Origin of the sequence: Chryseobacterium sp. S90, from assembly GCF_047444895.1 — a bacterium.
GTDB lineage: Bacteria > Bacteroidota > Bacteroidia > Flavobacteriales > Weeksellaceae > Chryseobacterium.
In genome coordinates, this window is sequence record NZ_JBLGCX010000002.1 from 378,405 (window position 1) to 402,496 (window position 24,092).

A 24,092-nucleotide genomic window follows, 5' to 3' on the forward strand; every position below is an offset into this window, starting at 1 on the left:
CTAGTTATAAAGAGTCTTTCTGAACCATTTGTCAGCAAAATTAAAGCCGATTTTCAGGTTGACGAAGTTCTGATTGATCAGGTTATTTTTAAGAGTTCCTCTTTTACCTACTTCCAGTCCTATTTCAAGACCACTCATTCTTGTGATACTACTTGTTTTGAATGGAAGCATTACCCCGGCAGAAATACCGAATTTGTTGATACTTGTTCCTTCCAGTTTAAGGTTTCCTCTTTCGTAGAAAGCTCCATATCTGTAGATTACTCTTGAGAAGTAGCTTCTGAAGTTGTTATAGTTAGGTAAGTACCATCCACCCGCAGAAACTCTGTACGTGTCCTGGAAGTCAAAGGTTTTACCGAAATAAGAGATGTCTTCTCCTTTTTTATAATCCACCTGTCCTGATAGGAACCAATGGTTTTCACTTCCATATCCAACCCCTACGGATGCCTGTAATGGAAGAAGGTTTTTAGATTTTGTTTCCTTCTGTTCTATAATGGTCTCATAAACCTTATTGGTTTCCTGAGCATCAGAATATCTGTAAGTACTGTTGACATACTCAGTAGTCATATTACTGGTATTCCCAAAAGTAGCAGTTGCTCCTACTGTGAACTTCTTATCAGTACGGGTATTTAAAGTCTGGTAGCTTGTACCAAGGGTAAAGTTAAAGTTTCTGACTCTGTTTTTAGTCTGATAACCATTAACATATTCACCAGCATAACTACCTGTAGCAGGGTTGTACGCACGGAATTCATTAAGGTCATTAAGGTCTCCAAAATAAAGGTTAGCTCTTGCTCCCACAGAAAGTTCCTGATTAATTTTATAGGAAACAGCAACCTGTGCGGCATTCAATGTTCCGCTACCTTTAAAGTTATTTTTATACATTGGAGTTCCGTCTGCAGCAAATTGTTCATTTACGATATCGTAACTCTTAGAACTGTATGGCTGATAAGAGATCCCCATTTTCACTTTTGGAGATAGTGGAAATGCAAGAGATATATTAGAAAGATACGTAGAATGCTTTGTAGATTTCATATCGTTATAGTTCGATTTGAAATAATTGTTTTCATTGGTAGCCTCCAGTCTGATACTCGTAAGTTCGAAATTGGCGTTGTTTGCCGGGTTGGCAAAATTGAAACTACTCGTGAAATCACTTATAAAAGCAGTTGATATACCTCCCATAGAAGTAGTCTCGATCGTATTATCATATTTCACATCTCCAATTCCATAGGTTGCATAAGGTGAGTTGCTTAGACTCTGTGCATTCAGAAAATATCCAACTGATATGAATGATACTACAAAGATTTTTTTCATTCTTTATTTTTAACAATGCGCAAATATCTTAAATATTAATGAATTGTAAAAATTATATGTGGTTAAAGTTTGTTAAGGGCCTTTCTTTCAAAGAAAAATGCAAATTTTCATCCGTTAAAATATCAATTCTGTTATATAAAAAAGGCTGTCCAATATAGAACAGCCTTAGTTTATATGATATATTATCGCTATTGTTTATTTTACCTGAAGTACAGATCGGCTGTGGCTAAAGCTTTCAAAACTGAATTTCCCATGGTATTTTCCCATTCCTGAAGTTCCCACACCTCCAAAAGGTAAGTAATGTGAACCTACATGGATGATCGTACTGTTGATTTCAGCATCTCCGCTTGTGGTATGATGTAAAACGTTATCTGCAAATTCCTGGTTTTCTGTGAAAACATAGAGTGCCAACGGTTTCGGGCGGTTGTTTATTTCTTCCAGGGCCTCATTAATATCATTATAGGTCATTATAGGAAGTATAGGGCCGAAGATTTCCTGCTGCATTACCTGATCGTTCCAGGTGACATTATCCATTAAAGTAGCTTCAAAATGACGGGTTTCCAGATCATAGCTTCCTCCATAGATTACTTTTTCAGGAGCTGCTTCCAGATAACCTGCCAGATGTTTGATCTGATTCTGGCTTACAATTTTCCCGATTTTTCCTAATGACTGACCTTCATAAGTAGTATTTAAATGAGCTTTAAACTTTTCAATAAAGGCATCCTTTACAGATTCGTGGATATAAATATAGTCCGGAGCAACGCACGTTTGCCCACAATTGATCCACTTCCCGTAAGATATTCTTGCTACTGCCTTATCAAGATCCGCATCTTGATGAACAATTGTTGGTGATTTTCCTCCAAGTTCCAGTGCAAGAGGAATTAATTGTTCCGCGGCTGCTTTCATCACAATTTTTCCAACGTTCGGACTTCCGGTAAAGAAAATATAATCAAAAGGAAGGCTTAACAACAGGGTATTTTCTTCAATCGCTCCCTGAATAACTGCCACATAAGATTCATCGAAAGATTCTTTTACAATATTTTCAAGAACCTGGGCCACATGCGGCGTGTTTTCAGAAGGTTTCAGAATCGCTGTATTTCCGGCAATCAAAGCTCCGATAAGCGGACTGAATGTAAGCTGAACAGGATAGTTAAAAGGACCAATAATATAGGTAACACCATAAGGTTCATACATTACTTTGCTTACCACTTCAGCACCTGATGGATGTGGTTTTGAAGGGACAGGAGTAGGCTTTGCCCACTCATCAATATTTTCCAGAAAATAATCCAGCTCACTAATAACAATTTGAATTTCCACATACTCAGCTTCCTTTCTGCTTTTCCCCAGATCAATAGATAAGGCTTCGCAAAGATCATCCGTATTTTGTAAGAAAACTTCACGAAACTTTCTTAATTGTGCTTTTCTGAATTCAATATCTTTTGTCTGATTGGTTTTGAAAAAGGCTTTCTGCTGTTGAAATATTCCTTTGATTTTTTGTTCCAGGTTTGTATCCATTGGTGTATGATTTTTACTATTTGAAAAAGTGTGAAATCGTAATGAATTTACGAAAAATTTTATCATGCAAATTTATTGCTTAAAATTAAATTGTGTAAAATTTAATTTTAAGTTTTATTCTAATCTTATTATTGATGTTTCCTATAATAGAATAGGAGTGTTATTCTTTTGAAATTTATACTCTATAGTTTTATGCATTTTAAGCAGACTTAATTTTATAAATTGAAATAAGATTTTTTATCTTTGAAACATGAATTGGGAGAACATCGCCGGACAGACAAATCTGAAAAAACTTCTTAGAGAAAGCATTGCTGAAAACAGAGTGAGCCATGCCCAACTTTTTGTAGGAAAAGAGGGATACGGAACACTTCCCATGGTTTTGGCGTATGCAAAAGAAATCCTAAATCGTGAAAATGAGCATGCAGCAGCAAAGGTAGAACACCTCAATCACCTGGATCTGCATTTCAGCTTTCCTGTTTTTACGGACAATAGAAATTCTTTAAGTAAGAATAAATTTGATGAATTCAGAGAAATGATCATGGCTTCTCCATATGCAAGCTACGATGACTGGACTGCGTTCTTAGAGTCGGAAAATAAGCAGCTGTTTATTTCTGCAGATGAAATTGATGACCAAAACCAGAAGTTTTCTTTGAAAAGTTTTGAAGGAGGAACCAAAATCCTTATTGTATGGAGAGCAGATAAAATGAATATCGCGGCTTCAAACAAATTTTTGAAATTTTTAGAAGAGCCGCCGGCAAAAACAATTATCCTTCTTACGGCAGAAAGCACCAATGATATCCTTCCTACCATTCTTTCCAGAACACAGATTGTAGAAATTCCTAGACTACATGATGAAGATATTGAAAACTATCTCAAAAAGAACTTTTCTGTTTCAGATGAAAAAGTGAAAGAGATTGTTCATGAAGCGCAGGGAGACCTTAATGATGCAGTAAAACTCCTCAATTCCGGAGATAAAACCAATGAATTTGAAAAACTCTTTGTACAATGGGTGAGAGATGCCTTTATGGTAAAAAAGAAACCTGAGTATTTGAGGAGTATCATTCTTTGGGCAAGAGAAATTGCTGGATGGAACAGGGAAAAACAGAAAAATTTCCTGAACTATTGTTCTGAGATCTTCAGACTGGCACTGCTTCAGAACTATCAATCCGAAAATCTGGTATATAAAAAGATAGATGCAAACGGGTTCAACTGGGGAGGATTTTCAAAATTCATCAGTGGAGCCAATATTGAACCTATTTTAGAAGAAATCAATACAGCCGATCTGCATCTTACCAGAAACGGAAATCCTAAAATTGTCTGGACCGATCTGGGTATAAAATTATCGAGATATATTCACAAAAGCACATAAATAAAACTCCGGTATTGTTGCCGGAGTTTTTGTTTCATTCTTTTTAAAGCTCAAAATTTCTAAGACAATAAAAAGGAATTATTTCAGGAATATTATCGGAACTTTAAATAAAACGGGTAATTACTGAAGTTTTTTATTGCAGAGAAAGGCTTTCTTATGGGTCTTGCATTGGATTATAGAAACTGTCTTTTCTTTACAATAAATTAAATCTATATTAAAAAATCAATCAATCGTTTGATTTGTGTTAAAACTTGTGTACATTTGCGCCCTGAAAAATGAACACGAACATGATTTCAAAAGAAGAAAATATATTATTCGCAGCCGAGAAGCTTTTTGCAGAAAAGGGTTTCGAAGGGACTTCCACCCGCGAAATTGCAAAGGATGCTAATGTTAATATTTCTATGATCTCGTATTATTTTGGCTCTAAGGAAAAACTTTATGAGAAATTAGTAGAATACAGAATGAATGAAGGTCAGTTCTTTTCAAAAGATCTTTTGGGACGAACCGATATCAACGAGTGGCAGAAAATTGAAAAAGTAATTGATCAGTTTTCTAACAAGATCCGTACTCAAAAATGCTTTTACAGGATTATGCAGAGAGAGCAGGTGTATACCAAGAACCCTCAGATTGTAGAATTTTTAAAGCAAACTAAAATGGGATTCCTTTCTATGTATTCACAAATATTGGAAAGCGGTCTTAAAAATGGAATTTTCACCAAAAATCCACCTATTTATCTCCTTCATTCCACTGTAAGCGGAACTTTATTTTATGCATTCAATGCAAAAGAAATGTATAAAGAGTTCCTGAATGAAACAGAAGATGAAGAAGTCTTTGATGAAAAATACTATACTGAACTTAATAAACATATTAAATACTTACTAAAAGACCTTTTAGGTTATGAAGAGAATAAATAACTCAGTGATTGCATTATCACTATTCGTAGGAATAGCAAATGCAAATGCTCAGGAGAAAAAAACACTTTCTCTTGACGAAGCTGTACAGTTGGGAATCCAGAACAGCAAGAATCTCAAGATCGATGCAGCCAAGATCGAAGAGGCTACAGCTGATCTTTTGGAAGCTAAAAACAGACAGTTGCCGGAATTGAAAGTATCTGGCAGCTATATGTACCTTCCGATAAAACCGAATGTAGACATCAAACTTCCGGGTGTTTCAGGAGCAGGAGGTCCAGAAGTACATCAGGTAGCTTACGGCTCAGCAAATCTTAGCGTTCCAATCTATAGCGGAGGAAGAATCAAATATGGGATTCAGTCAGCTAAATATCTGGTGGAAGCTTCAAAATTAAGCACTGAGAACGACAAAATTGCTATTGCTTATAATGTTGCCCAGGCTTATAACAACTTATTTAAAGCCAATCAGTCTATCAAAGTTTTTGAAGAAAACCTTGCCGCTTCTCAAAAAAGAGATGAAACATTTCTTAAAATGGAAAACAATGGTTTAATCGCAAGAAACGACAGATTAAAGGCCAATCTTCAGACTTCAAATATTGAACTCCAGCTATTGGAAGCTAAGAACAATTACAATATTGCCAACATCAATATGGATTTGTTACTGGGAATTCCTGAAACTACTGAGTTAGAAGTGGATGAAAACTATATTGAAGAAGGTTCAGATGTGAAACCGGTTGACTTTTATGTTACTGAAGCCAGAGAAAACCGTAAAGATTTACAGGCTTTAGCACAACAGAGAAAAGCGGCAGAGTTGGGATCAAAAGCTGCAAAAGCTGAAAATCTTCCTTCTATCGCATTTACCGGAGGTTATGTAGCCGCGGATATTCCTAAGTTTCTTACCGTATACAATGCCATCAATGTAGGAATTGGGGTTTCTTATAACCTATCGAACCTGTGGAAAGAAAATTCTTCATTAAGACAGTCACAAGCGAGAGAAAAGCAGTTGGCAGCTACGGATGAATTACTGAATGACAACATTAAGCTTGACGTCAACAGAGAGTATCAGAATACAGACTATTCAAAAAAGAGAATTGCTGTTTTTGAAAAATCAGCTGAGCAGGCTAATGAAAATTACAGAATTACAAAAAATAAATACGACAACGGTCTTGCAACAATGACAGAATTATTGGATGCAGACGCAGCGCAGATTGCAGCTAACGTTGGAGTAATCAATGCTAAAGCAGATGCTGCCTTGGCATATAGAAAACTATTACAGACAACAGGAACTTTAACAATTAAATAATCAGATCGAAACCAAAATGGAAAATAATAATACACAGGCAGCTGAACCTAAAAAGAAAAAAAGTTTAGTTTTTCCTATCATTTTAGCAGCAGTAGTAATCGGGGGAGGAATCTATGGTTACAGAGCCTTTACGTACGGACAGTATCATGAAGAAACTGACGATGCTCAGATCTCTTCCAATATGGCACCGGTAATTTCTAAAATCTCAGGTTATGTAGCTCAGGTAAAAGTGAAAGACAACCAGTTTGTAAAGAAAGGAGATACGTTGGTGATTTTGGATAACAGAGATCAGAAAATGGCTCTTGACCAGGCTCAGGCAGCATTATCTACCGCTAAAAGTAATATTTCAAATGCAGAAGCTACCACAACAGCTACTTCAAAAAATATCGGTTCTTCAGAAGCAGCAGTAGTAACAGCTAATGCTCAGATAGAAGCAGCAAAAGTAAATGTTTGGAAAACTTCTCAGGATTTGAAGAGATATGCTAATCTTGTAAAAGACCACTCTATTACAGAACAGCAATATGAGCAGGCTTTAGCCGCAAAACAATCTGCGGACAGACAATTACAGGTTTTAGTTGATCAGAGAAATCAAATTGCTCAGCAAACTCACATCGCTTCTTCTCAGACCGCAGCAAGCTCACAACAAATCAGTGTGGCAGGATCTGTGGCTAAGCAAAGAGAAGTAGATGTAGAAAATGCAAAACTGAATTTATCATATACGGTAATCCTTGCACCAGAAGACGGATACGTTGGAAAAGTACCTACACAGGCAGGTCAGTATCTGCAGGCGGGAGCGCAGTTGTTTGCTTTGGTTAAAAACGACCAGAAATGGGTAGTGGCTAACTTTAAGGAAACACAGGTAGATAAAATGGTGGAAGGACAGAAAGTGAAAATTGAAATTGACGCTTTCCCTGATCAGGAATTTGAAGGAGTGGTAAGCTCATTCTCTCCGGCTACAGGAGCTACATTCTCTATTCTTCCTCCGGATAATGCGAGTGGTAACTTCGTAAAAGTAGTTCAGAGACTTCCTGTAAAAATCGATTTTGTAAATCTGGATAAGAATATTGCAAAAAGATTAAGAACAGGAATGAACGTGAAAGCAGAAGTTGCTTTGAAATAGTATTCATGTACTTACGTAAAATGTATTCATGATGAATTGAAAATCATTAATACATCTACATTTTACATTAATACAAATATTCGAATAAAAATTATGCAAGATTCATTAGTAGAATATGGAGCGCGTAGAGTAATCATTACGATTACGGCTATCCTTTGTGCCCTTCTTGAAATTGTAGACTCCACGATTGTCAATGTTGCCTTGAATGAAATGAAGGGGAATCTTGGATCTACACTTTCTGAAGTGGGATGGGTAATTACAGCTTATGCCATTGGTAACGTAATCATCGTACCAATGACGAGCTGGCTTTCCCAGCAGTTTGGGCGTAGAAATTACTTTGCGGCATCCATCATTATATTTACCATATTTTCATTTTTATGTGGAAATGCGACCAATATCTGGGAACTTGTGTTCTTCAGATTGATGCAGGGAATCGGTGGGGGAGCCTTATTGGTAACTTCACAAACGATCATTACGGAATCTTATCCGATTGAAAAAAGAAGTATGGCTCAGGCTATTTATGGTCTGGGAGTAATCATCGGCCCTACATTAGGTCCACCTCTTGGGGGGTATATCGTTGATAACTTCAGCTGGCCATATATTTTCTATATTAATATTCCGATTGGAATTGCAGCAACCTTAATGACACTGCAGTTTGTAAGAAGTCCGAAATATGCTGAGAAACGTAAAGTTTCGGATGTTGACTGGATTGGAATTGGGCTATTGGCAGTAACAGTAGGTTCATTACAGTTCATTCTTGAGAGAGGTCATGAAGAAGACTGGTTTGCCAGTGGAATGATTGTAGCGTTTACAGTAGCTGCCGTTTTAGGATTTATATTATTCCTTTGGAGGGAACTTACCTTTAAATATCCGATTGTTGAGCTCAGGGTGCTTAAAAATAGCAATCTAAGGATCGGAACAATGATGTCATTCGTACTTGGATTTGGGCTTTATGGATCTACGTTCATCGTTCCTTTATATACTCAGAGTATTTTAGGATGGACGGCTCTTCAGTCGGGAGCTTTGATGATTCCAGCAGCTTTAACAACAGCCTTTATGATGCCTATTATTGGTAGACTTTTGGCAAAAGGAGCAAAACAGCAGATCCTGGTTTCTTTAGGATTGTTCATCTTCTTTGTCTATAGTTTCTGGGGATATAAAATTCTGACACCGGATACCAGTAAAGATGCATTTTTTTGGATGCTGATTGTAAGAGGAGCAGGTTTGGGACTACTGTTTATTCCAATCACCTCTTTGTCCTTAAGTACACTGAAAGGGCAGGAGATTGGTCAGGGAGCAGCCTTTACCGGAATGATGAGACAGCTTGGTGGATCTTTCGGGATTGCAGCAATTACAACTTTCATTGCTAATGCAGGTCAGAAATACAGGAATAATCTGATTTCTCACCTTGACGAAAACAGTTTTGATGTCCAGCAAAGACTGGCAGCCCTTAAAGCAAATTTTATTGCCAAAGGAATGACACCTGATGCAGCAATGAATGCCGCTTATAAAATGCTTGACCTATCTGTAACCAAACAGGCAACAGTACTCTCTTATATGGATGTATTTCTTTATCTCGGAATCATATTCCTGATATGTATTCCGTTTATCTTACTCGTAAAAGAAAGAAAAAGCAAAGAAAAAATAGATTTGAGTGAAGCCATGCACTAAATTTTAATTAAAAACCTTCGATATTTTCGAAGGTTTTTTTTTGTTCATTTCTTACGTAAAATAATATCAGCCAATGGCTTTCAGTTTTAATTCTGTTAAACAAAAAATAATATCACTTATTGGAGAGTTTAATTATTTTTTCTAGCTTTACACCAACAAATGAAAAAATATGAATAGATTCCCTGATCCCTCAAACCCTTTTCAAAAAGATATTTCCCTAATAATGCGCCGGATTTTTATCTGAATATCGGTTTTTAATATCAACTGATCGAGTACTGTCTTTTTACTTTGTTTTTATATTCAATAAAGACAATGTTCTTATTTCCGAAAGCGTATGAATACGGTCTTTCGTTTCACTAATTAACTAAACCATGATCTCAATATACCTACAAAATATTAAATATGAATCAAATACAACTGCCGGAGACCTATTTGGCATTATCAGATTTCAGAAAGCATGATATCTTTCTTCCTGAAATGAATCAGGCTCAGATTATCTCAGACTTTTTTCCCGGAACCTTTACAGAACTTACCCAGCGCCTGTCTGATATTACAGGATCCTTTTACGGCGGAATGCTCAAGCAGATTGGCCGACTTTACGGAGCCGAAGCTATTGAACAGATTTCCAGTACTTTCATGTATGATCTCGGATCCAGAATGACATTGAAAAATCTTGAAACAAAACCTAACCTGCAGCCCGGTATTCCGGCTGTCGCCAAAATACTGATAGGAGCAATTTTTACATCCAGTCCCGAATATAATTTTGAATTTAAAGAATTAAATGACTACAAATGTGAACTGCTGATCAAAGGAGTAGACCGTTACCATAAAATTACGCATAGCCTGCAGATCGCGGGCCTGCTAAAATGGCCGGTCATAAAACCTTTCTTACAAGGAGTTTGCGATACCATGGGACTGGATGTTTTATTGGATATAAAAGTGCTGAAACTTGATCCGGACAGCACATGCAGCTATCATATTGTTGTCTCAGAAAAATAGAGCTGAATATTGAAAATAATAATTTCAAATATCAATAGAAGCGGACTTTAGTCCGCTTTCTCTATTATAAATCAAGGATCGGCTTCAGCCAAAACATAAAACCCGCACCCCGAATCCCGGACCTTAAATTTTACTCTATTTAATATTCTCCATCCATTCAATCCCACTCACATCAATCAGTTTCAATGCATGAATTTTACTTTTCTGAGGAATATCATTAATATTCAAAGTTACATCTGCCTTTGCTCCCAGAGGAATAATCAAGCTGTGCTTTCCCGGTTTTACTTTGGTAACATAATGATTCTGGATATTTTCTTTAGACAATCCGGAAAGTTCTTTATGGTCAAGTTCTTTTAAAATATTTCCGTTTTTGTCCAGAATATGGATGCCTATCAGGAAAGAACCATAGACATCGGCCCCTTCCGTTCTGTACACTTCAAATTTTAAATCCGAATTATTATGGGAAATATTAGAAATTTCCAGTTTAGGTTTTACCGATTTATTATGCAAGGTTCCCCATACACCTCCATGGAAATACTGATTGGTAAAAAGAGTCAAACCAAATATGATAAGCGATCCTGTCAATACAATAACTTTTGGTTGTGAGACAGGAAAGTTCCCTGATCCCAGCCACTGAAACCATCTTTTCTGAGTGAAGTTTTTGTTATTCTTTATGAAATAATAATCCAGTGAGTAAGGACCACTTCCTGTAAGAAACAGGACAAATCCGCCAGCGACTCCTAAAACTCCTATCTGCCATTCATCAAGGCAGGTTGTTCCCAGCCAGCCGGAACCCAATAGAATCCCGAGAGCAAGACTGAAGATGCCCATACTCAGTAAACGGGTAAATAATCCGAGAATAATGAATAATCCCACAATAGCTTCAATAATAGTGAAAATCATCATGGATTGCTGTAAGGCATCAGGATGAGTAACAAGATATTCAATAATAGGTTTTATGCCGAGTGCATTAGGTAAAAAGTGATTGAATTTTTCACCGATATATCCCTGTTCGTCGGGTATAAGTTTATTTTCGAGGATAAGTCTGCGCCAGAAGGCTGAAAAATAGGTCCATCCGATGACCATTCGGAGGGATAAAGTATATAATCCGGCCAGGTCCGAAGACTGGCTGTTTAAGGTATGTTTCATTGAAATTAATATTGTATTGTAAAAAACTGATTTTTAATTGGGTTCAAAAAGTTTAAACCAGATTAAGTTTCAGTCTTTTAAACAGAATATATTTCGGTGGGCTGTTTCCCGTAGAATGCCCTGAATATTCATTGAAAGCAATCTTTTCTTCAACAGAGTTGTCTGCAGTGGAATAAAAATTGAAAAAAGAATCTTTGTATTGTCCTTGAATTTTAGCTTTTGATACCGAAACTCCTGTAGAAGCGGATGCCATATCACAGCTGGAAGAAAGAGAGGAGGTTATCTTTACCTTATTCAGCCCGCTGATGTACTGAATGTCAAAAATATCAAGAACATTTCTTTTTACAGAACACGGCGATAATGAAAACACCAAAACAAGCATCGTAATGATAGCTTTATAGGTTTTCATATGGAGTCCTGAGTTGGGCATGGTTACAAAACTACACTTTATTTCAATGTGAGCTTACTAAATTGTAGAAAATCGTCCTGCTGGTCTACAAATAAATAATGTGAACAATTGTCGATAAGCCTGAAATTTTTCTTCCCGACGATATTTTTAAGATCATTCAGCTGTTTTTCTGAAAATATCCCGTCGTTCTTACCATATACTGCAAAGATGGGGATTCCTTTTTTTCGTATGTCTTTTAAAACGGAAGTATTATCCAAATTGTTCAGGGGTTCATTTTTATAAAATTTAAGAGGAGAATCAGAATTTCTGATGTTGTTTTTATAAAATTCACCTGCTTTGTATTCGTTTCTCAGCATTTCACTTTTGGGAGTAGGATTAGGCATGTCGAAGAAATTGAGCTTACCGGCCATTTCATAACATCTTTTTCGATAGGCTGCAGAATTTTTATCCAGATTTTCTATTTCTGAAATTTCTTTGAGTTGGGAAGAATCATTTTTGAAATGTTCTTTTGCCTGTTTTAGGATATGATCATAGGTTTCCTGCTGCGTAAATAAAGCTCCGGCAAGAGTCAGCGAATTTACTTTTTCAGGAAATTGTGATGTGAATAAAGTTCCGATAATTCCACCAAAACTATGGGCAAGAATATTGGCTTTACTTATATGATAAGTGGTATAAATTTCTTTTAAATCTTCAAAACTTTCTTTAAAAGTCATGTCAGCATTTTCATCTTTTGAACGACCTTCACCGCGTCTGTCATAAACGATTACATAAAATCCTTGATCAGCCAGTTTTTGGGCTGTAGTTCCTTCAAATAAAGTAGCATTTCCGCTCGGACCTCCATGAATAAAAATAACGGGAACATTTTTTGGATTTCCATAGGCTTTAGAATATAGATTCTGTGCATTTAAAACAATGGAACTTATAATAAAGATAATGGTGAACAGTGATTTCATAATGGTTATTTTGAGCCCTCAAAACTACTGAATATTCTCTGAGCAGAAGATAAAACGAATGGAATTATGATTAAATTTAAAAATTAAAAATTACTGCTGACGGACAGTTGTCATAATCCTGTTTTATCTTTACAAATCGGAAGTTTTATATAAAAACAGAAAATATATTGTAATGAGTTATTGTTTAGCAATAGAAGGCATGCAGCCCGAGAGCAGAAAAGAACTGCACAAAAATTACCATGACAACTATTATGGATTTCCTATTCATGATGATAATGAGTTGTTTGGAAGGTTGATTCTGGAAATCAACCAGGCAGGCTTAAGCTGGGAAACTGTTCTGAAAAAAGAAGACAGTTTCAGAAAAGCATATGATCATTTTGATATTCAGAAAATAGCAGCTTATACAGAGGATGACCGCGAAAGGCTTTTGAATGACAGTGGAATTATCAGAAATAAATTAAAGGTAAATGCAGCGATTGAAAATGCCAGGACGATTATAAACCTTCAGAAAGAATTCGGATCATTTGAAAAGTGGCTGGAACATCATCATCCTAAAACATTGCAAGAATGGATGAAGTTATTCAAAAAAACATTCAAATTCACAGGCGGAGAAATAGTAAACGAATTTCTTATGAGCACAGGATATCTTAAAGGAGCCCATCATGAAACCTGCCCGATACACTCAAAAGTTTTGGCTCAAAAGCCTTTGTGGAAAGAAAATTTGAGTAAATAATAAACTTAGATTCTTACGGAATGACACAATGTGTGCTTAATGTCAAACACTTCTTTTTGTCATTCCGTATGAATCTAAATTTTTTAGTTTTTATTTAGAGCTTCAATCAGTTCTTTAAGCTCATAAGAGGATTATTTACTTCATACTTCTCACAGAAACATCCGGTTTTTCACCTTGAGGAACAATGAAAATAGCATTATCACTGATGGTATCTCCCGGATCGAAATAATAGCTGCCGGTTACAGGAATTGTACTGCTTACAAATTTTCCGGATTTGTCATAGGCAGAATAGGTAACATTGATCATCTGAGCTTTCATTTTTAACTCTATTTTTTTAGAGGTCAGTCTTGCTCCGGTTGCATTAATGCAGTCTATTCTACAAGGCCAATATTGCTTACAATTTGAGGAAAAGCTGATAATCTGATATTGTAGGCTTTATCTGAAGTATTTTTTACGGATGCAGAAACTTTATAGCGGTCATAGGATTTTCCACCAGATTCTACACTTTCTTTGTTGAGGATGTTAAAGGTAACAGCCATTCCGTTGATATCAATGGTTTGGCCGTCAGAAATTTTCTGTGCATTCAGAAGGTTTCCTAAAAAAGTGAATGCCGTAAGAGTTAGAAAAAAAGTAAGGTTTTTCATGGAAATTATTTTGAAATTTAATGATAATTAAATTTATGCAAAAAATAATACCGTAAAAATTCTTTAATCAAAAATATTTTTATTCCTTATCCATAATCTGTTTATGTTCATTTCCCCATTTTTCAAACTCCAGGATAATGGGCTTCAGCTTATACCCAATTTCTGTAAGTTCATATTCTACCCGTGGCGGAACCTCGGCATATACAGTTCTGGTAATGATCTTGTCCTCTTCCAGTCTGCGAAGCTGAAGAGTAAGCATCCTTTCGGTGATATTCTGTAGACGTTTTCTCAATTCCCCGAATCTCATTTTTCCATTGATCAGATAACAGCAGATTGCCAATGCCCATTGTCCTCCGATAATGTTGGAGGCATAGATTTCCGGACACACATCAGCAAGTGCTTTCTTGTTGGCAAAATTCGTTGAAGTTTCCTTTATTTTAGTCATTACTTACATTTTTTATAGTACCGTACAATGGGTAGCTAATGTACGAAATGTAAGTTACGTATCGTAATTTTGTATTAGAAATTTAAACATAATGAAGACTTTAGTAATTGTTACCCACCCTGATATAGAAAAATCAGCGATTAATAAGAAATGGATTGATGAATTGAAAAAATATCCTGAAAAATATACGGTCCATCAATTATATGAAACTTATCCAGATGGAAAAATCAATGTGGTACAGGAACAAAAGATGATGGAATCTTACGATAAAATTGTATTTCAGTTTCCTTTTTACTGGTTCAGCAGTCCACCGCTTTTAAAACAATGGCTGGATGAGGTTATTTTGTACGGCTGGGCTTATGGAAGCAACAGTGGTTTCAAACTGGCCGGAAAGAAAATGTCATTGGCTGTTACCGCAGGAATCGATGAAGAAGGATACAGTGCGTCTGGAGAATATAAATATACCATGAAGGAACTTTTCAGACCTTATGAACTGACTTTTGATTATATAAAAGCAGACTACAAAGAGCCTTTCGTTTATTACGGAATTGAAAGAGATTCTTCCGATGAATGGATCAACAGAAGTGTTCCGATGTATCTGGATTTTCTGGACCAGTTATAATGGGGTGATATCAATCAGAATAAAGAAAATATAAGAGGTAATTTTTCTCACTGCCTTTAATAAGAAGAAAATCATACATAATTCCTATAAAGTCATAATCATCATTAAGAGCGATAAAATGTGCGGATTGTAATTGTGTCACTGCTTTTAATGTACTGTAAAATAAAGATATTTCGTCATTCTTTCTTCTGTCATTTAATGGGATATTGATCAATTCTCCCCTCTTGAAGAGCCATTCATCTAGAAATCTTTTTAGACCTTGTTCATCTATTGTATTGATATAAGAAATTGAAGTCTTATGAAGACCGCACTTATCTCTCAAGATATCAATAACGTCCGTTGAGAGTTCAAATTCTATAATATCATATTGATACATGAGTTCAGTATTTGGTGTGTTTAAGCGGGCGAAAGTGCTCAGTATCCCTTTTAAATATTCTAATGTGATCATTTTAATGAATTGTTTAATAAATAGGCTGTTAAAAATGAGAGAGAGATCAAATGCGATTTTTCTGAGATAAATTTCTTCATGTTCTATCAATATACTTTTCATTGAACTTTTGTAAATCTATAGCCTGTTCCTGAAAATACTCTTCAAATTTATCTGAAAGATTTTGATCTTTGCACTTTACAATTGTATACCCGCTGTCAAAAGCAATAATTTCTAAAATACTTTCCTGAATTGAAAAATAATTAGGTTTCCACACATTTGTATCTTCAGCAGATAAATTAGAAATTAATGAAGTATCTGGCTCAATATTATTTGGAACAGCTGATATTATCCCCCAAATAATTTGGGGGCTGCTCTTATAAAGTTTTTCAAATTGCTGATGATTTAAAATAAAAAAATCTTGATCATAATTGATAGGGATTGGCTGACCATTAGGCATAAATTCCAGATCAGTCAAAATCCATTTATAAATAGACAGATCATCCCAAATAGGTTTTAAAACTTCCTGAAGATTTGTATGGAATTTTACCTTCTTTGTACTTCTGATAATCCAGTTCATCTATTTATTATTTAAAACCCTGTTGATTCTTTTCTCTGCTTCCTCCTTTGTAATGCCATTATAAAAATCATGCACAAACGAATGATCATAACTCTGGTGAGGATAGACAAAAGGCCTTCCGACAGAATTGTTTACAACTACTGTTGTGGGAACACTTTCCTCAAACTCATAATCCGGGAGATAGGTAGAAAGCCATCCGAAATATTCGGCTTCAAATTCCTTATTATCATAATTCTCGACATATTCATTAAAGTTCTTTTCGCTCAATGAAACCCAGATTCCATAATCCAGATCTCTGCAGTCATCCGTAACTTCCTGTACAAGAACGGTGCGGATAAATCTGTGAGTATCTTCAGGATCTTCAACAACACATAAATCGGAAGTAAGTTCAGCATTCTTTAGTTCCTCTTCCGATAGACAGTAATAGAAATAAGGAGCATTATAGGCTAATGCCGGCCTGTCTTCTTTTTCTTCTCCACAGCATTGGCAGATGTATTTCATATTATTGTTTTATTTATAGTGTTGGTAAATTTAAAAGATAAAATCCTTATCCCACCGTAGGCGTATCCTCTTCTTTCAGTATTTTCTTCTCTTTCATCGTAAGCATCATTCTTTCATATTTGTACTTTTCCCAGTCGAATCTGTTGAGAAAATCAAGGGCGGCCTGGAAACCTCTGTTGAAAAGCTCTTCCTTTTCTTCTTTTTTCATAAAGAAATTCAGCCAGCTGCTGGTACCACAGTTGACACTCTGTATGCTGTATAAATGGTAAAAAGTATGTTTGGTAAGGAAAGTTTTGTCATTAAAACCTTTCAATGTACTGATGATATTTCCGGCATAACTGAAAGGTGTATTAAGGATTTCTGCACTGGTTTTTCCTCTTTCCGAAAGAATAGCAGAATCACTCGTCAGCTGCACTCCAAAAAGTGGCATTCTCGGATAAAAAACTTCATCGGCATGAAACAGGTCAATAGGAAAATTGGAAATACTGCCTCCATCAATGAAAACCCCGGCAGGGTTGATGTCCTCAGGCTTGGTATTCATCCAATATCTCCAGGCATACTTTACGGAACTATCGTCTTTATTGATTTGTTTCTGAAAAGGTTCAAAGAAAAAAGGAACAGCCATAGATGCTCTTACAAACTCAGCCGGACTAATGTGCTTCAGTTCCTCTTCGGACCAGTAGAGGTTGGCCATCGTAGGAAGTTCCACCTTGATTTTTGCATTGATATCGGTAGTGATGACAACATATTCAGATCTAAGAAGATAAAACGGATTGTTTTTATAATAATCGTTATTGAGGGCACTTTCATAGAAAATTCTATATCGGGTCTGATCAATATGTTCCTTATTTTTTATTTTAATCTTTTCGATACTTTGCAGAGCCCTTGTATAATACTCCTGTCCGTTTCCATACCGATAGTTGAGGTTTAGATCACGTTCTTTCTGAATGAATTTTTCGTTGAGGTTAGCCACTGTTTTTATTCCAAATTGATCCAGTGCATTTTGCATCGTATTCTGAAAAACATTTCCGGGATTGAGGCCGCTGTTTTCCTTTCTGAAATTATGATACAGCTTTTGAATACAGAAAAAGAGAATGACAGCCGGAATCAGAGGAATTAAAAACATCAGTTTGGCATTCAGTATAGTGGTTGAAGAAGCCAAAAAAGGAATACTGATCAGGATAATAAACAGGATCGCAGCAATAATGGCATTGATCTTAAAAAAATTCTTATTGTTAAGCATCGCATGGAGCGTTGTTTTCACATAAGTCTTTCCATCCATAAAATCGGAAAAATCCCAGCTGAAAAGAATATCTTTGATAAGTTCACTTTTGGATTCTTCTTTGGTTTTACAGGCCGCAATGAGCATCGTATTAATGGCTCCGGCACTCGTTCCTGCCACTTTCAGAAAACGGATTCCGAATATTTCCAGGCCATAAAGATAGCCTACCAATGCACTTCCCCAGACACCACCGCCTTCCTGTACAAACTCTATATACTGATTCCCGGACTGATCCAGAAGATCAGAGAATTCTTTGCCGGATATATTCTCATGTAAGGCAGCCAGTTTATCTTTGGAGGCCTGCGAAAGAGAAGAATCTTCCAGAATCTTGTTGAGGTTTTCAGTGGTCATGATATTTTGTTTTGATGGTGTTTAGGTTAAAGACAAAAGTAATCAACCGATTTATATTTTATCGAAGATAAAATCTTTGCGTCTTAAAATATTATATTATTGCATATTCTCTGCGTCTTTGCGTTGATATAAAAATTAATTACCACTGTCTTCTTCTCACATAAATAAAAGTACTGATCACAACCGTTGCCATCGCTCCCAGCGTTATAAAATAACCGTATTTATGATGAAGCTCAGGCATATTGTCGAAGTTCATGCCATAAACCCCGGCAATAAAGGTGATGGGTAAGAAGTAAACAGAATAAATAGCCAGAACTTTCATCACCTGATTGGCCTTTTGATCCGAAAGTGCCAGGAACATAGAAATAAGGTTGGTAATCTGGATATTCAGATGATCAAAATCCGCCACAACATCTTTATGCTTATCTTTCAAATCAACAAACTCAGAGTCCTGTAAATTCAATAATTTAAACTTATCAATGGCATCCGTAGAAATCACCAGTACCCGTGAATTTAATCCTGATTTTCGTTTCAGTTTATAAAGACGGCGGATCTGGCTGGTATGATTGGTATTTTTAAGGAAAATCTCATTCTCAATATTGTCCATAGTCTCAAACAGGCTTAAAGATTCATCATCAAAACTTTTCATGATCAATATCGCAATCATCAGCGTGATCTGCTGAGGATTAAGGTCTTCCTGAATCAAAGAGACTTTTTTCTTAACTTCCGTGATACTCCTGGTTTTCATCCTGTGGATGGTGATAATGGTATTCTCCACCAGAAAAATCCCGATCTTGGTGCTGATATCACTGATGGTATTCAGATTCTTTCTTTCCAGCTCTGTGCTTTCACGAAGGAGAAAGAATTTGACATTTCCGTCTTCTTCATATTTGGGAAGGTGGTTGGGATCCATGGTATCTTCCAGCAGGAGATTATTGATTTCATATCTTTCATGAAGGAATTTCAGGTCTTCTGCGGTAGGAGCCTCTACATCTACCCATTCGCACTGGGAGGTTCTGTATATCGTATCAATTGGCATAAAGTAAAAATACTAATATTTTGAAAAACTATGTGTTAAATAAGTTTTATCTTTGCCAAAATTAAAAAACTATATGATTAAAAGTACAATAAAAGGTGTGGGATTTTATGTTCCAGATAACGTTGTTACAAATGATGATTTAGCAAAACTGATGACTACCAATGATGAATGGATTACAGAAAGAACGGGTATCAAAGAAAGGAGACACAGAAAAAACCGGAATGACGCTCAGGAAACTACAGCTTATCTAGCATTTAAAGCCTCAGAAAAAGCTATTCAGAATGCTGGTCTTACCTCAAAAGATATTGACTTTATTGTTTTTGCAACCCTTTCTCCGGATTACTATTTTCCTGGAAGTGGAGTATTGCTTCAGGATATGCTTGGATGTGACACGATTGGAGCATTGGACGTGAGAAATCAATGTTCCGGATTTGTATATTCTATGAGTGTTGCGAATGCATTTATTAAATCAGGGACTTATAAAAATATTCTTGTGGTAGGAGCTGAAGTTCATTCTTTCGGCTTGGATTTTTCTGATGAGGGAAGAGGGGTTTCTGTTATTTTCGGAGATGGAGCAGGAGCAGTGGTGCTTTCAGCTACCGAAGATGAAAATGCAGGTGATATTTTAGCAGTAAATATGCATTCTGAAGGTAAATATGCAGACGAACTTTGTACTCAGTTCCCGGGTTCAAAATTCGGATGGAGTGACAGAATGAGAAAAGAGCCTGAAAATGTAACCAACAAAGAAGTATACCCAATCATGAACGGTAACTTCGTTTTCAAACATGCCGTAACAAGATTTCCTGAAACAATGATGGAAGCTTTGAACAAAGCAGGAAAAACAGTTGAAGATCTTGATATGTTTATTCCACACCAGGCGAACCTTAGAATTGCTCAGTTTGTACAGGAAAAATTTGGTTTGCCGAACGAAAAGGTATTTAACAATATTCAGAAATACGGGAACACAACCGCTGCTTCTATTCCTATTGCTTTAAGCGAAGCGATTGAACAAGGGAAAATCAAAAGAGGAGATTTGGTCCTTCTTTCAGCTTTCGGAAGCGGATTTACATGGGGAAGTGTTCTTTTTGAATACTAAATGAAGAGAGATAAGTTTCTTATTGTATCTTATAAAACAGAAGGATAGCTCTATTTTCACTTATATCACAACTGAAGACGTGAAAATTCCCCTCCTTTGGAGGGGTGGCAAAAATTCAAAGAATTTTTGACGGGGTGGTTTGCCATTCCTACTCACCAAACAATATAAAAAGACCGCAGAACTTCAGTTCTGCGGTCTTTATTTTATGACATTCCTAATTAAAGGCTTTTCAATAATTTTTCAGTGTCAGTAGAATCCTGTCCTGTGCTTTTTGCCAGTTCAATAGATTTTTCAGCCCATGTTCTTGCATTTTTCTTATCGCCAATCTTATTGTAAAGATTAGCTAAAGTATCAGTATTGGCAAAATTCTGGTCTTTCTTTACAGATTCCTGTGCCCATGCAATTGCTTTTTCCAGAGAAGTCTTATTGCTTACATTTTCAAAGAAGTTCCATGCAAGAGAATTCAGCTCTTCAGAGCCTGCAGCAGAATAATCTTTGTACAAATCAAGAATCAGTTTTTCATACTCAGGAATATCCTTATTCTTTAAAGCTCTGTTAGCTTTCATTCTTTTTAAGATCTTGTCAGCTTCTTCTTTGCTTAAGAATTTCTGAGTTTCAGACATGAAATAATTATCATCCCATTTTTTGGTATCAGCATTATATGCTTTTTTGGAGATGGTGTTCAGTTTGATATTTTTGTCAAACTTTTCATATTTATCTTCCGGAAAGAATTTAACGATATCTGCTTTTTTGTCCTGAAAAATCTTGTACAAAGGGCTGTCTATAGTTTGAACCCCTGAAAGAAGCATTTGAACATCTTCCTGATCCAAAGTTGGTTTCTGCTGGAAATAACGGTTAAGTACTTTACCGGCAAACTCAGCATCATTATACATGGTAAGCCCTGCAAGATTCTTTAAAAACTCAGGATCTTTTTCTCCTTTCTCAAACTGTTCCTTCAGAGAAGTTAATCTTTTGTTCGGATCTTCAGCATCTTTGGCAAACTGGATAAAGTCTTTTTCTTCAACATATCCCAGAGTTCTGTGTACCGCTTCACCATTTCCGTCAATAAACAGATAAGTAGGGAATGCTTTTACATTATATTTCTTAGCTAACTCAATTCCTTCACCTTTTTCCATATCAATTTTAGCATTGATAAAGTGAGAATTATAGTAGTCGCCCACAGACTGAAGTGGGAAAATATTTTTTACCATTAGTTTACAAGGTCCACACCATGAAGCATATGCATCTATAAAGACCAGTTTTTTTTCTTTTTTTGCTTTGGCAAGGATAGAGGCAAAATTGCCGTCTTCAAATTTAATTCCCTGTGCCCATGCAAGAACTCCTATAAAGATTGAGGATAGTATTGCTATTTTTTTCATAAGAACTTTTTATTCCCTGCAAATGTAATAAATATGATGACACATGAGCCGTCCATATTGAAAATAATTATAAAGGAACTTTAGTTTTAAAACAGATATCAGTTCATATGAAGGAAAATCATTTATTATTTTGGTCTAATTATTAAAATTAATGTAAATCATTGTTTTAAGTTAAATGATTAAATTTCAATATAATGTTTTAATAAAAAATAAAATATCACTAGTTTTGTAAAAAAACAAAAAGACACCCCGTGAAAATAATGATGAATTATTATAAAATAAAAATAATAATTTGTTTTTGTATGTCTAAGAATCTCCTGAAATTTTTGTTTTTGCTGGCAACAGCAGTCCCCATATTCGCTCAGAAAAAAAACAGCTTTGACCTTATCTGTGAAAGAACTTCTTCTGTTACGGCGCATAAAGATTTACCAAAGGCGATCAAGACAGCAGACTCTCTTTATATGTTGGCACAGAAGCCTTCTGAGAAAATACAGTGTCTTATCCTTTCTTCAGAACTTTATCATCATGCCGGTGAGCTTAAAAAAGCAATTTGTTATAGTGAAAATGCCCACTCGGTGATCAATCAGATCAATGATCCTGAACGGATAGCTGTTGTAACCAGATTACTTGCCAGACAATATAGACAGGTAGGGTTGTATGAAAGATCTAAAAAATACATTATAAAAGGGCTGGAAGCTTCCGGCAGGATTACCGATTTTCAGAAAAGCAATGAAGCGGCAGGACTCCTGAATCAGGAAATGGCTTTCTGCGAAATGGAGCTGGGCAATTACTCCAATGCAATACGTTTCATAGAATCTTCCCTGAAATATTTTGAAAGAATAAACAGCCGCAACGAAAACAGAACGGCTGCTGCCTCTTATCAGTTGCTGGGTGATATTTATTTCAAACTTAATGACTATCCGGTTTCAGAAAATTATTACAGAAAAGCTGAAAGCCTGCTTAAGGTCGGAAGCTGTACACTCGGATTGGTTTATAATGGTCTGGGAGGAATTCGTCTGAAGCAGAAAAACTGGAAAGATGCCGAACTATACCTGAAAAAAGCAGAAAAAATAGCAGATACTTCCCGAAGCCTTACATTGAAAAAAGCTGTATACTCCAATATCAATGATTACTATGAAGGAATGGGGGATAATTTCAAAGCCTCTTTATATGCTGTGAAATATGTAAGGACGTATGACAGTATTGCGGCACGTAATCAAAGTTTCACAATGAAAGGAGCAGAGATTCCAAAAGGGAAGACCAGCAAAAAGAGCGGACAGATGAATCTGGTGAAAAATGCTACTATTGTTGTTCTGTTTACTTTATTGGTTGGTTTACTTGTTTTCTTTAGGACAAAGCAGAAAAAACAGCGTTCAAAGTTCAGAAATATCATAAGAGCTCAGTTGAAGATGATCAGCAGCAGAAGTAACCATCCTTTAAGACAATCTGATGATTCTGAATTTTCCAATATATCTGTGGAAGAAATTGATGAAAAAGATTCTGAAACAGACCGAAGGCGAAATGATTCTTTGATGACTTCCGAAACAGAATCAAAACTGCTTGAACTTCTTGAAGATTTTGAGAAAGGTGATCTCTATAACAATAAAGGAATGTCTCTTTCTTTCCTTGCGGGCGAATTGAATACTAATACAAAATATCTGTCTTATGTAATCAATCAGCATAAGAGTGCCGATTTTAAATCGTATATCAACCGTTTGAGAATCAAATATATTGTGGATAAACTAATCAATGATGAGAAGTACAGACAATATAAAATAAGCATCCTTGCTGATGAATGCGGCTTCTCTTCGCACAGTAAATTTGCTGCAGTTTTCAAAGCAGTCACAGATTATTCTCCATCAGCCTATATCAAATATCTTGATGCTGAAAATCAATCAGATAAAAATGTTCATTTTCCTGAAAATGATTAAAAAGAGATAGGTTTTTAAATTCTATCTTGCCATTTTCACGAAAATGAACAACCTATTATTTTACAGAAACCCTTTGCTATCCTATCTTTGCGCCAGTTCGAGGGACATGAACACAATTATACTACAGCTTATCTCTTTCAATTTTTGAAGAAATATCTCTTTTTCTGAAATAAGATACATCGTAAGATAATCATCCCCAGCTGAAAACTAAGCTATGAAAATTAATATATAGTACAAGTGTATATTTCATTATTGAGACATCCACGATTCCCATTTTTATCTTCAAAGGAAATATTCTGTTCAGAATATAAACCATATCTCATAATCGGGGTTGATTGCCCGGTTTTTTTTCAGTCAA

24 protein-coding genes are annotated in these 24,092 nt (G+C 35.9%); 10 read left to right on the plus strand and 14 right to left on the minus strand.

Annotated features, from left to right (window positions below):
- A complete protein-coding gene (locus ACLMCG_RS09470; RefSeq protein ID WP_223599345.1) occupies positions 1–1,308 on the minus strand; it encodes a hypothetical protein in 1,308 nt (435 codons plus the stop codon).
- Positions 1,309–1,503: 195 nt separating this feature from the next.
- Entirely contained in the window at positions 1,504–2,823 is a 1,320-nt protein-coding gene (gene mdlD, locus ACLMCG_RS09475) for an NAD(P)-dependent benzaldehyde dehydrogenase MdlD (protein WP_413960509.1), read from the minus strand.
- Positions 2,824–3,073: 250 nt separating this feature from the next.
- Between mdlD and ACLMCG_RS09480 the strand changes: the two genes are divergently transcribed.
- The 6 genes from ACLMCG_RS09480 (at position 3,074) to ACLMCG_RS09505 (ending at position 10,193) form a co-directional block, all read left to right on the plus strand.
- Positions 3,074–4,192, plus strand: a complete 1,119-nt coding sequence (locus tag ACLMCG_RS09480; RefSeq protein ID WP_413960508.1) for an ATP-binding protein — start codon at positions 3,074–3,076, stop codon at positions 4,190–4,192.
- Between the two features lie 275 nt (positions 4,193–4,467).
- Entirely contained in the window at positions 4,468–5,106 is a 639-nt protein-coding gene (locus ACLMCG_RS09485) for a TetR/AcrR family transcriptional regulator (RefSeq protein WP_413960507.1), read from the plus strand.
- A complete protein-coding gene (locus ACLMCG_RS09490; protein WP_149833078.1) occupies positions 5,090–6,403 on the plus strand; it encodes a TolC family protein in 1,314 nt (437 codons plus the stop codon). The genes ACLMCG_RS09485 and ACLMCG_RS09490 overlap by 17 nt, the downstream gene beginning before the upstream one ends.
- Before the next feature lie 16 nt (positions 6,404–6,419).
- Positions 6,420–7,523 carry an HlyD family secretion protein gene (locus ACLMCG_RS09495; protein ID WP_142718658.1) on the plus strand — a complete coding sequence of 368 codons (1,104 nt, stop codon included), beginning with the start codon at positions 6,420–6,422 and terminating at the stop codon, positions 7,521–7,523.
- 93 nt (positions 7,524–7,616) lie between these two features.
- Positions 7,617–9,194, plus strand: coding sequence for a DHA2 family efflux MFS transporter permease subunit (locus ACLMCG_RS09500; protein ID WP_223599351.1), 1,578 nt, complete (start codon positions 7,617–7,619; stop codon positions 9,192–9,194).
- Between the two features lie 402 nt (positions 9,195–9,596).
- Positions 9,597–10,193 carry a hypothetical protein gene (locus ACLMCG_RS09505; RefSeq protein WP_413960506.1) on the plus strand — a complete coding sequence of 199 codons (597 nt, stop codon included), beginning with the start codon at positions 9,597–9,599 and terminating at the stop codon, positions 10,191–10,193.
- 135 nt (positions 10,194–10,328) lie between these two features.
- Here ACLMCG_RS09505 and ACLMCG_RS09510 read toward each other — a convergent pair whose 3' ends face one another.
- From ACLMCG_RS09510 to ACLMCG_RS09520, 3 genes are read right to left on the minus strand one after another with little or no spacing between them, the layout of a single operon-like run.
- Positions 10,329–11,342 (minus strand): TQO small subunit DoxD, encoded by a 1,014-nt coding sequence (locus ACLMCG_RS09510; RefSeq protein ID WP_413960505.1) that lies wholly within the window; start codon positions 11,340–11,342, stop codon positions 10,329–10,331.
- 52 nt (positions 11,343–11,394) lie between these two features.
- On the minus strand, positions 11,395–11,751 hold the full coding sequence (locus ACLMCG_RS09515; protein ID WP_223599354.1) for a hypothetical protein: 357 nt from the start codon (positions 11,749–11,751) through the stop codon (positions 11,395–11,397).
- 38 nt (positions 11,752–11,789) lie between these two features.
- Complete coding sequence (locus ACLMCG_RS09520) at positions 11,790–12,704, minus strand: alpha/beta hydrolase (protein WP_413960504.1); 915 nt, start codon at positions 12,702–12,704, stop codon at positions 11,790–11,792.
- Between the two features lie 172 nt (positions 12,705–12,876).
- On the opposite strand from ACLMCG_RS09520, the gene ACLMCG_RS09525 reads away from it, so the two are divergent.
- On the plus strand, positions 12,877–13,437 hold the full coding sequence (locus tag ACLMCG_RS09525) for a DNA-3-methyladenine glycosylase I (RefSeq protein ID WP_223599356.1): 561 nt from the start codon (positions 12,877–12,879) through the stop codon (positions 13,435–13,437).
- Between the two features lie 135 nt (positions 13,438–13,572).
- Here the strand turns inward: ACLMCG_RS09525 and ACLMCG_RS09530 are convergent, their stop codons facing one another.
- The 3 genes from ACLMCG_RS09530 to ACLMCG_RS09540 all read right to left on the minus strand — a co-directional run bounded on the left by ACLMCG_RS09530 (position 13,573) and on the right by ACLMCG_RS09540 (position 14,526).
- A complete protein-coding gene (locus ACLMCG_RS09530) occupies positions 13,573–13,755 on the minus strand; it encodes a hypothetical protein (protein WP_413960503.1) in 183 nt (60 codons plus the stop codon).
- A gap of 53 nt (positions 13,756–13,808) precedes the next feature.
- Positions 13,809–14,081: a hypothetical protein gene (locus tag ACLMCG_RS09535; protein ID WP_413960502.1), complete on the minus strand. Its 273-nt coding sequence runs from the start codon at positions 14,079–14,081 to the stop codon at positions 13,809–13,811.
- Between the two features lie 79 nt (positions 14,082–14,160).
- On the minus strand, positions 14,161–14,526 hold the full coding sequence (locus ACLMCG_RS09540; RefSeq protein ID WP_413960501.1) for a winged helix-turn-helix transcriptional regulator: 366 nt from the start codon (positions 14,524–14,526) through the stop codon (positions 14,161–14,163).
- A 91-nt stretch (positions 14,527–14,617) separates the two neighbouring features.
- Between ACLMCG_RS09540 and ACLMCG_RS09545 the strand changes: the two genes are divergently transcribed.
- Complete coding sequence (locus tag ACLMCG_RS09545; protein WP_413960500.1) at positions 14,618–15,148, plus strand: NAD(P)H-dependent oxidoreductase; 531 nt, start codon at positions 14,618–14,620, stop codon at positions 15,146–15,148.
- A 10-nt stretch (positions 15,149–15,158) separates the two neighbouring features.
- Here ACLMCG_RS09545 and ACLMCG_RS09550 read toward each other — a convergent pair whose 3' ends face one another.
- The 5 genes from ACLMCG_RS09550 to ACLMCG_RS09570 all read right to left on the minus strand — a co-directional run bounded on the left by ACLMCG_RS09550 (position 15,159) and on the right by ACLMCG_RS09570 (position 19,328).
- The gene (locus ACLMCG_RS09550; RefSeq protein ID WP_413960499.1) at positions 15,159–15,596 is read right to left on the minus strand and encodes a hypothetical protein; all 438 of its coding nucleotides are present in this window, start codon (positions 15,594–15,596) and stop codon (positions 15,159–15,161) included.
- A gap of 76 nt (positions 15,597–15,672) precedes the next feature.
- Complete coding sequence (locus ACLMCG_RS09555) at positions 15,673–16,155, minus strand: hypothetical protein (RefSeq protein ID WP_413960498.1); 483 nt, start codon at positions 16,153–16,155, stop codon at positions 15,673–15,675.
- A complete protein-coding gene (locus tag ACLMCG_RS09560) occupies positions 16,156–16,656 on the minus strand; it encodes a DUF2199 domain-containing protein (RefSeq protein ID WP_413960497.1) in 501 nt (166 codons plus the stop codon).
- Between the two features lie 46 nt (positions 16,657–16,702).
- Positions 16,703–18,289 carry a patatin-like phospholipase family protein gene (locus ACLMCG_RS09565; protein WP_413960496.1) on the minus strand — a complete coding sequence of 529 codons (1,587 nt, stop codon included), beginning with the start codon at positions 18,287–18,289 and terminating at the stop codon, positions 16,703–16,705.
- Between the two features lie 139 nt (positions 18,290–18,428).
- Positions 18,429–19,328 (minus strand): CorA family divalent cation transporter, encoded by a 900-nt coding sequence (locus ACLMCG_RS09570; protein ID WP_047421246.1) that lies wholly within the window; start codon positions 19,326–19,328, stop codon positions 18,429–18,431.
- Between the two features lie 73 nt (positions 19,329–19,401).
- Between ACLMCG_RS09570 and ACLMCG_RS09575 the strand changes: the two genes are divergently transcribed.
- Positions 19,402–20,424, plus strand: coding sequence for a 3-oxoacyl-ACP synthase III family protein (locus ACLMCG_RS09575; RefSeq protein WP_413960495.1), 1,023 nt, complete (start codon positions 19,402–19,404; stop codon positions 20,422–20,424).
- A 218-nt stretch (positions 20,425–20,642) separates the two neighbouring features.
- Here the strand turns inward: ACLMCG_RS09575 and ACLMCG_RS09580 are convergent, their stop codons facing one another.
- A complete protein-coding gene (locus ACLMCG_RS09580; protein WP_223599362.1) occupies positions 20,643–21,803 on the minus strand; it encodes a thioredoxin family protein in 1,161 nt (386 codons plus the stop codon).
- Between the two features lie 302 nt (positions 21,804–22,105).
- Between ACLMCG_RS09580 and ACLMCG_RS09585 the strand changes: the two genes are divergently transcribed.
- A complete protein-coding gene (locus ACLMCG_RS09585; protein WP_413960494.1) occupies positions 22,106–23,734 on the plus strand; it encodes a tetratricopeptide repeat protein in 1,629 nt (542 codons plus the stop codon).
- Positions 23,735–24,092: the final 358 nt, after the last annotated feature.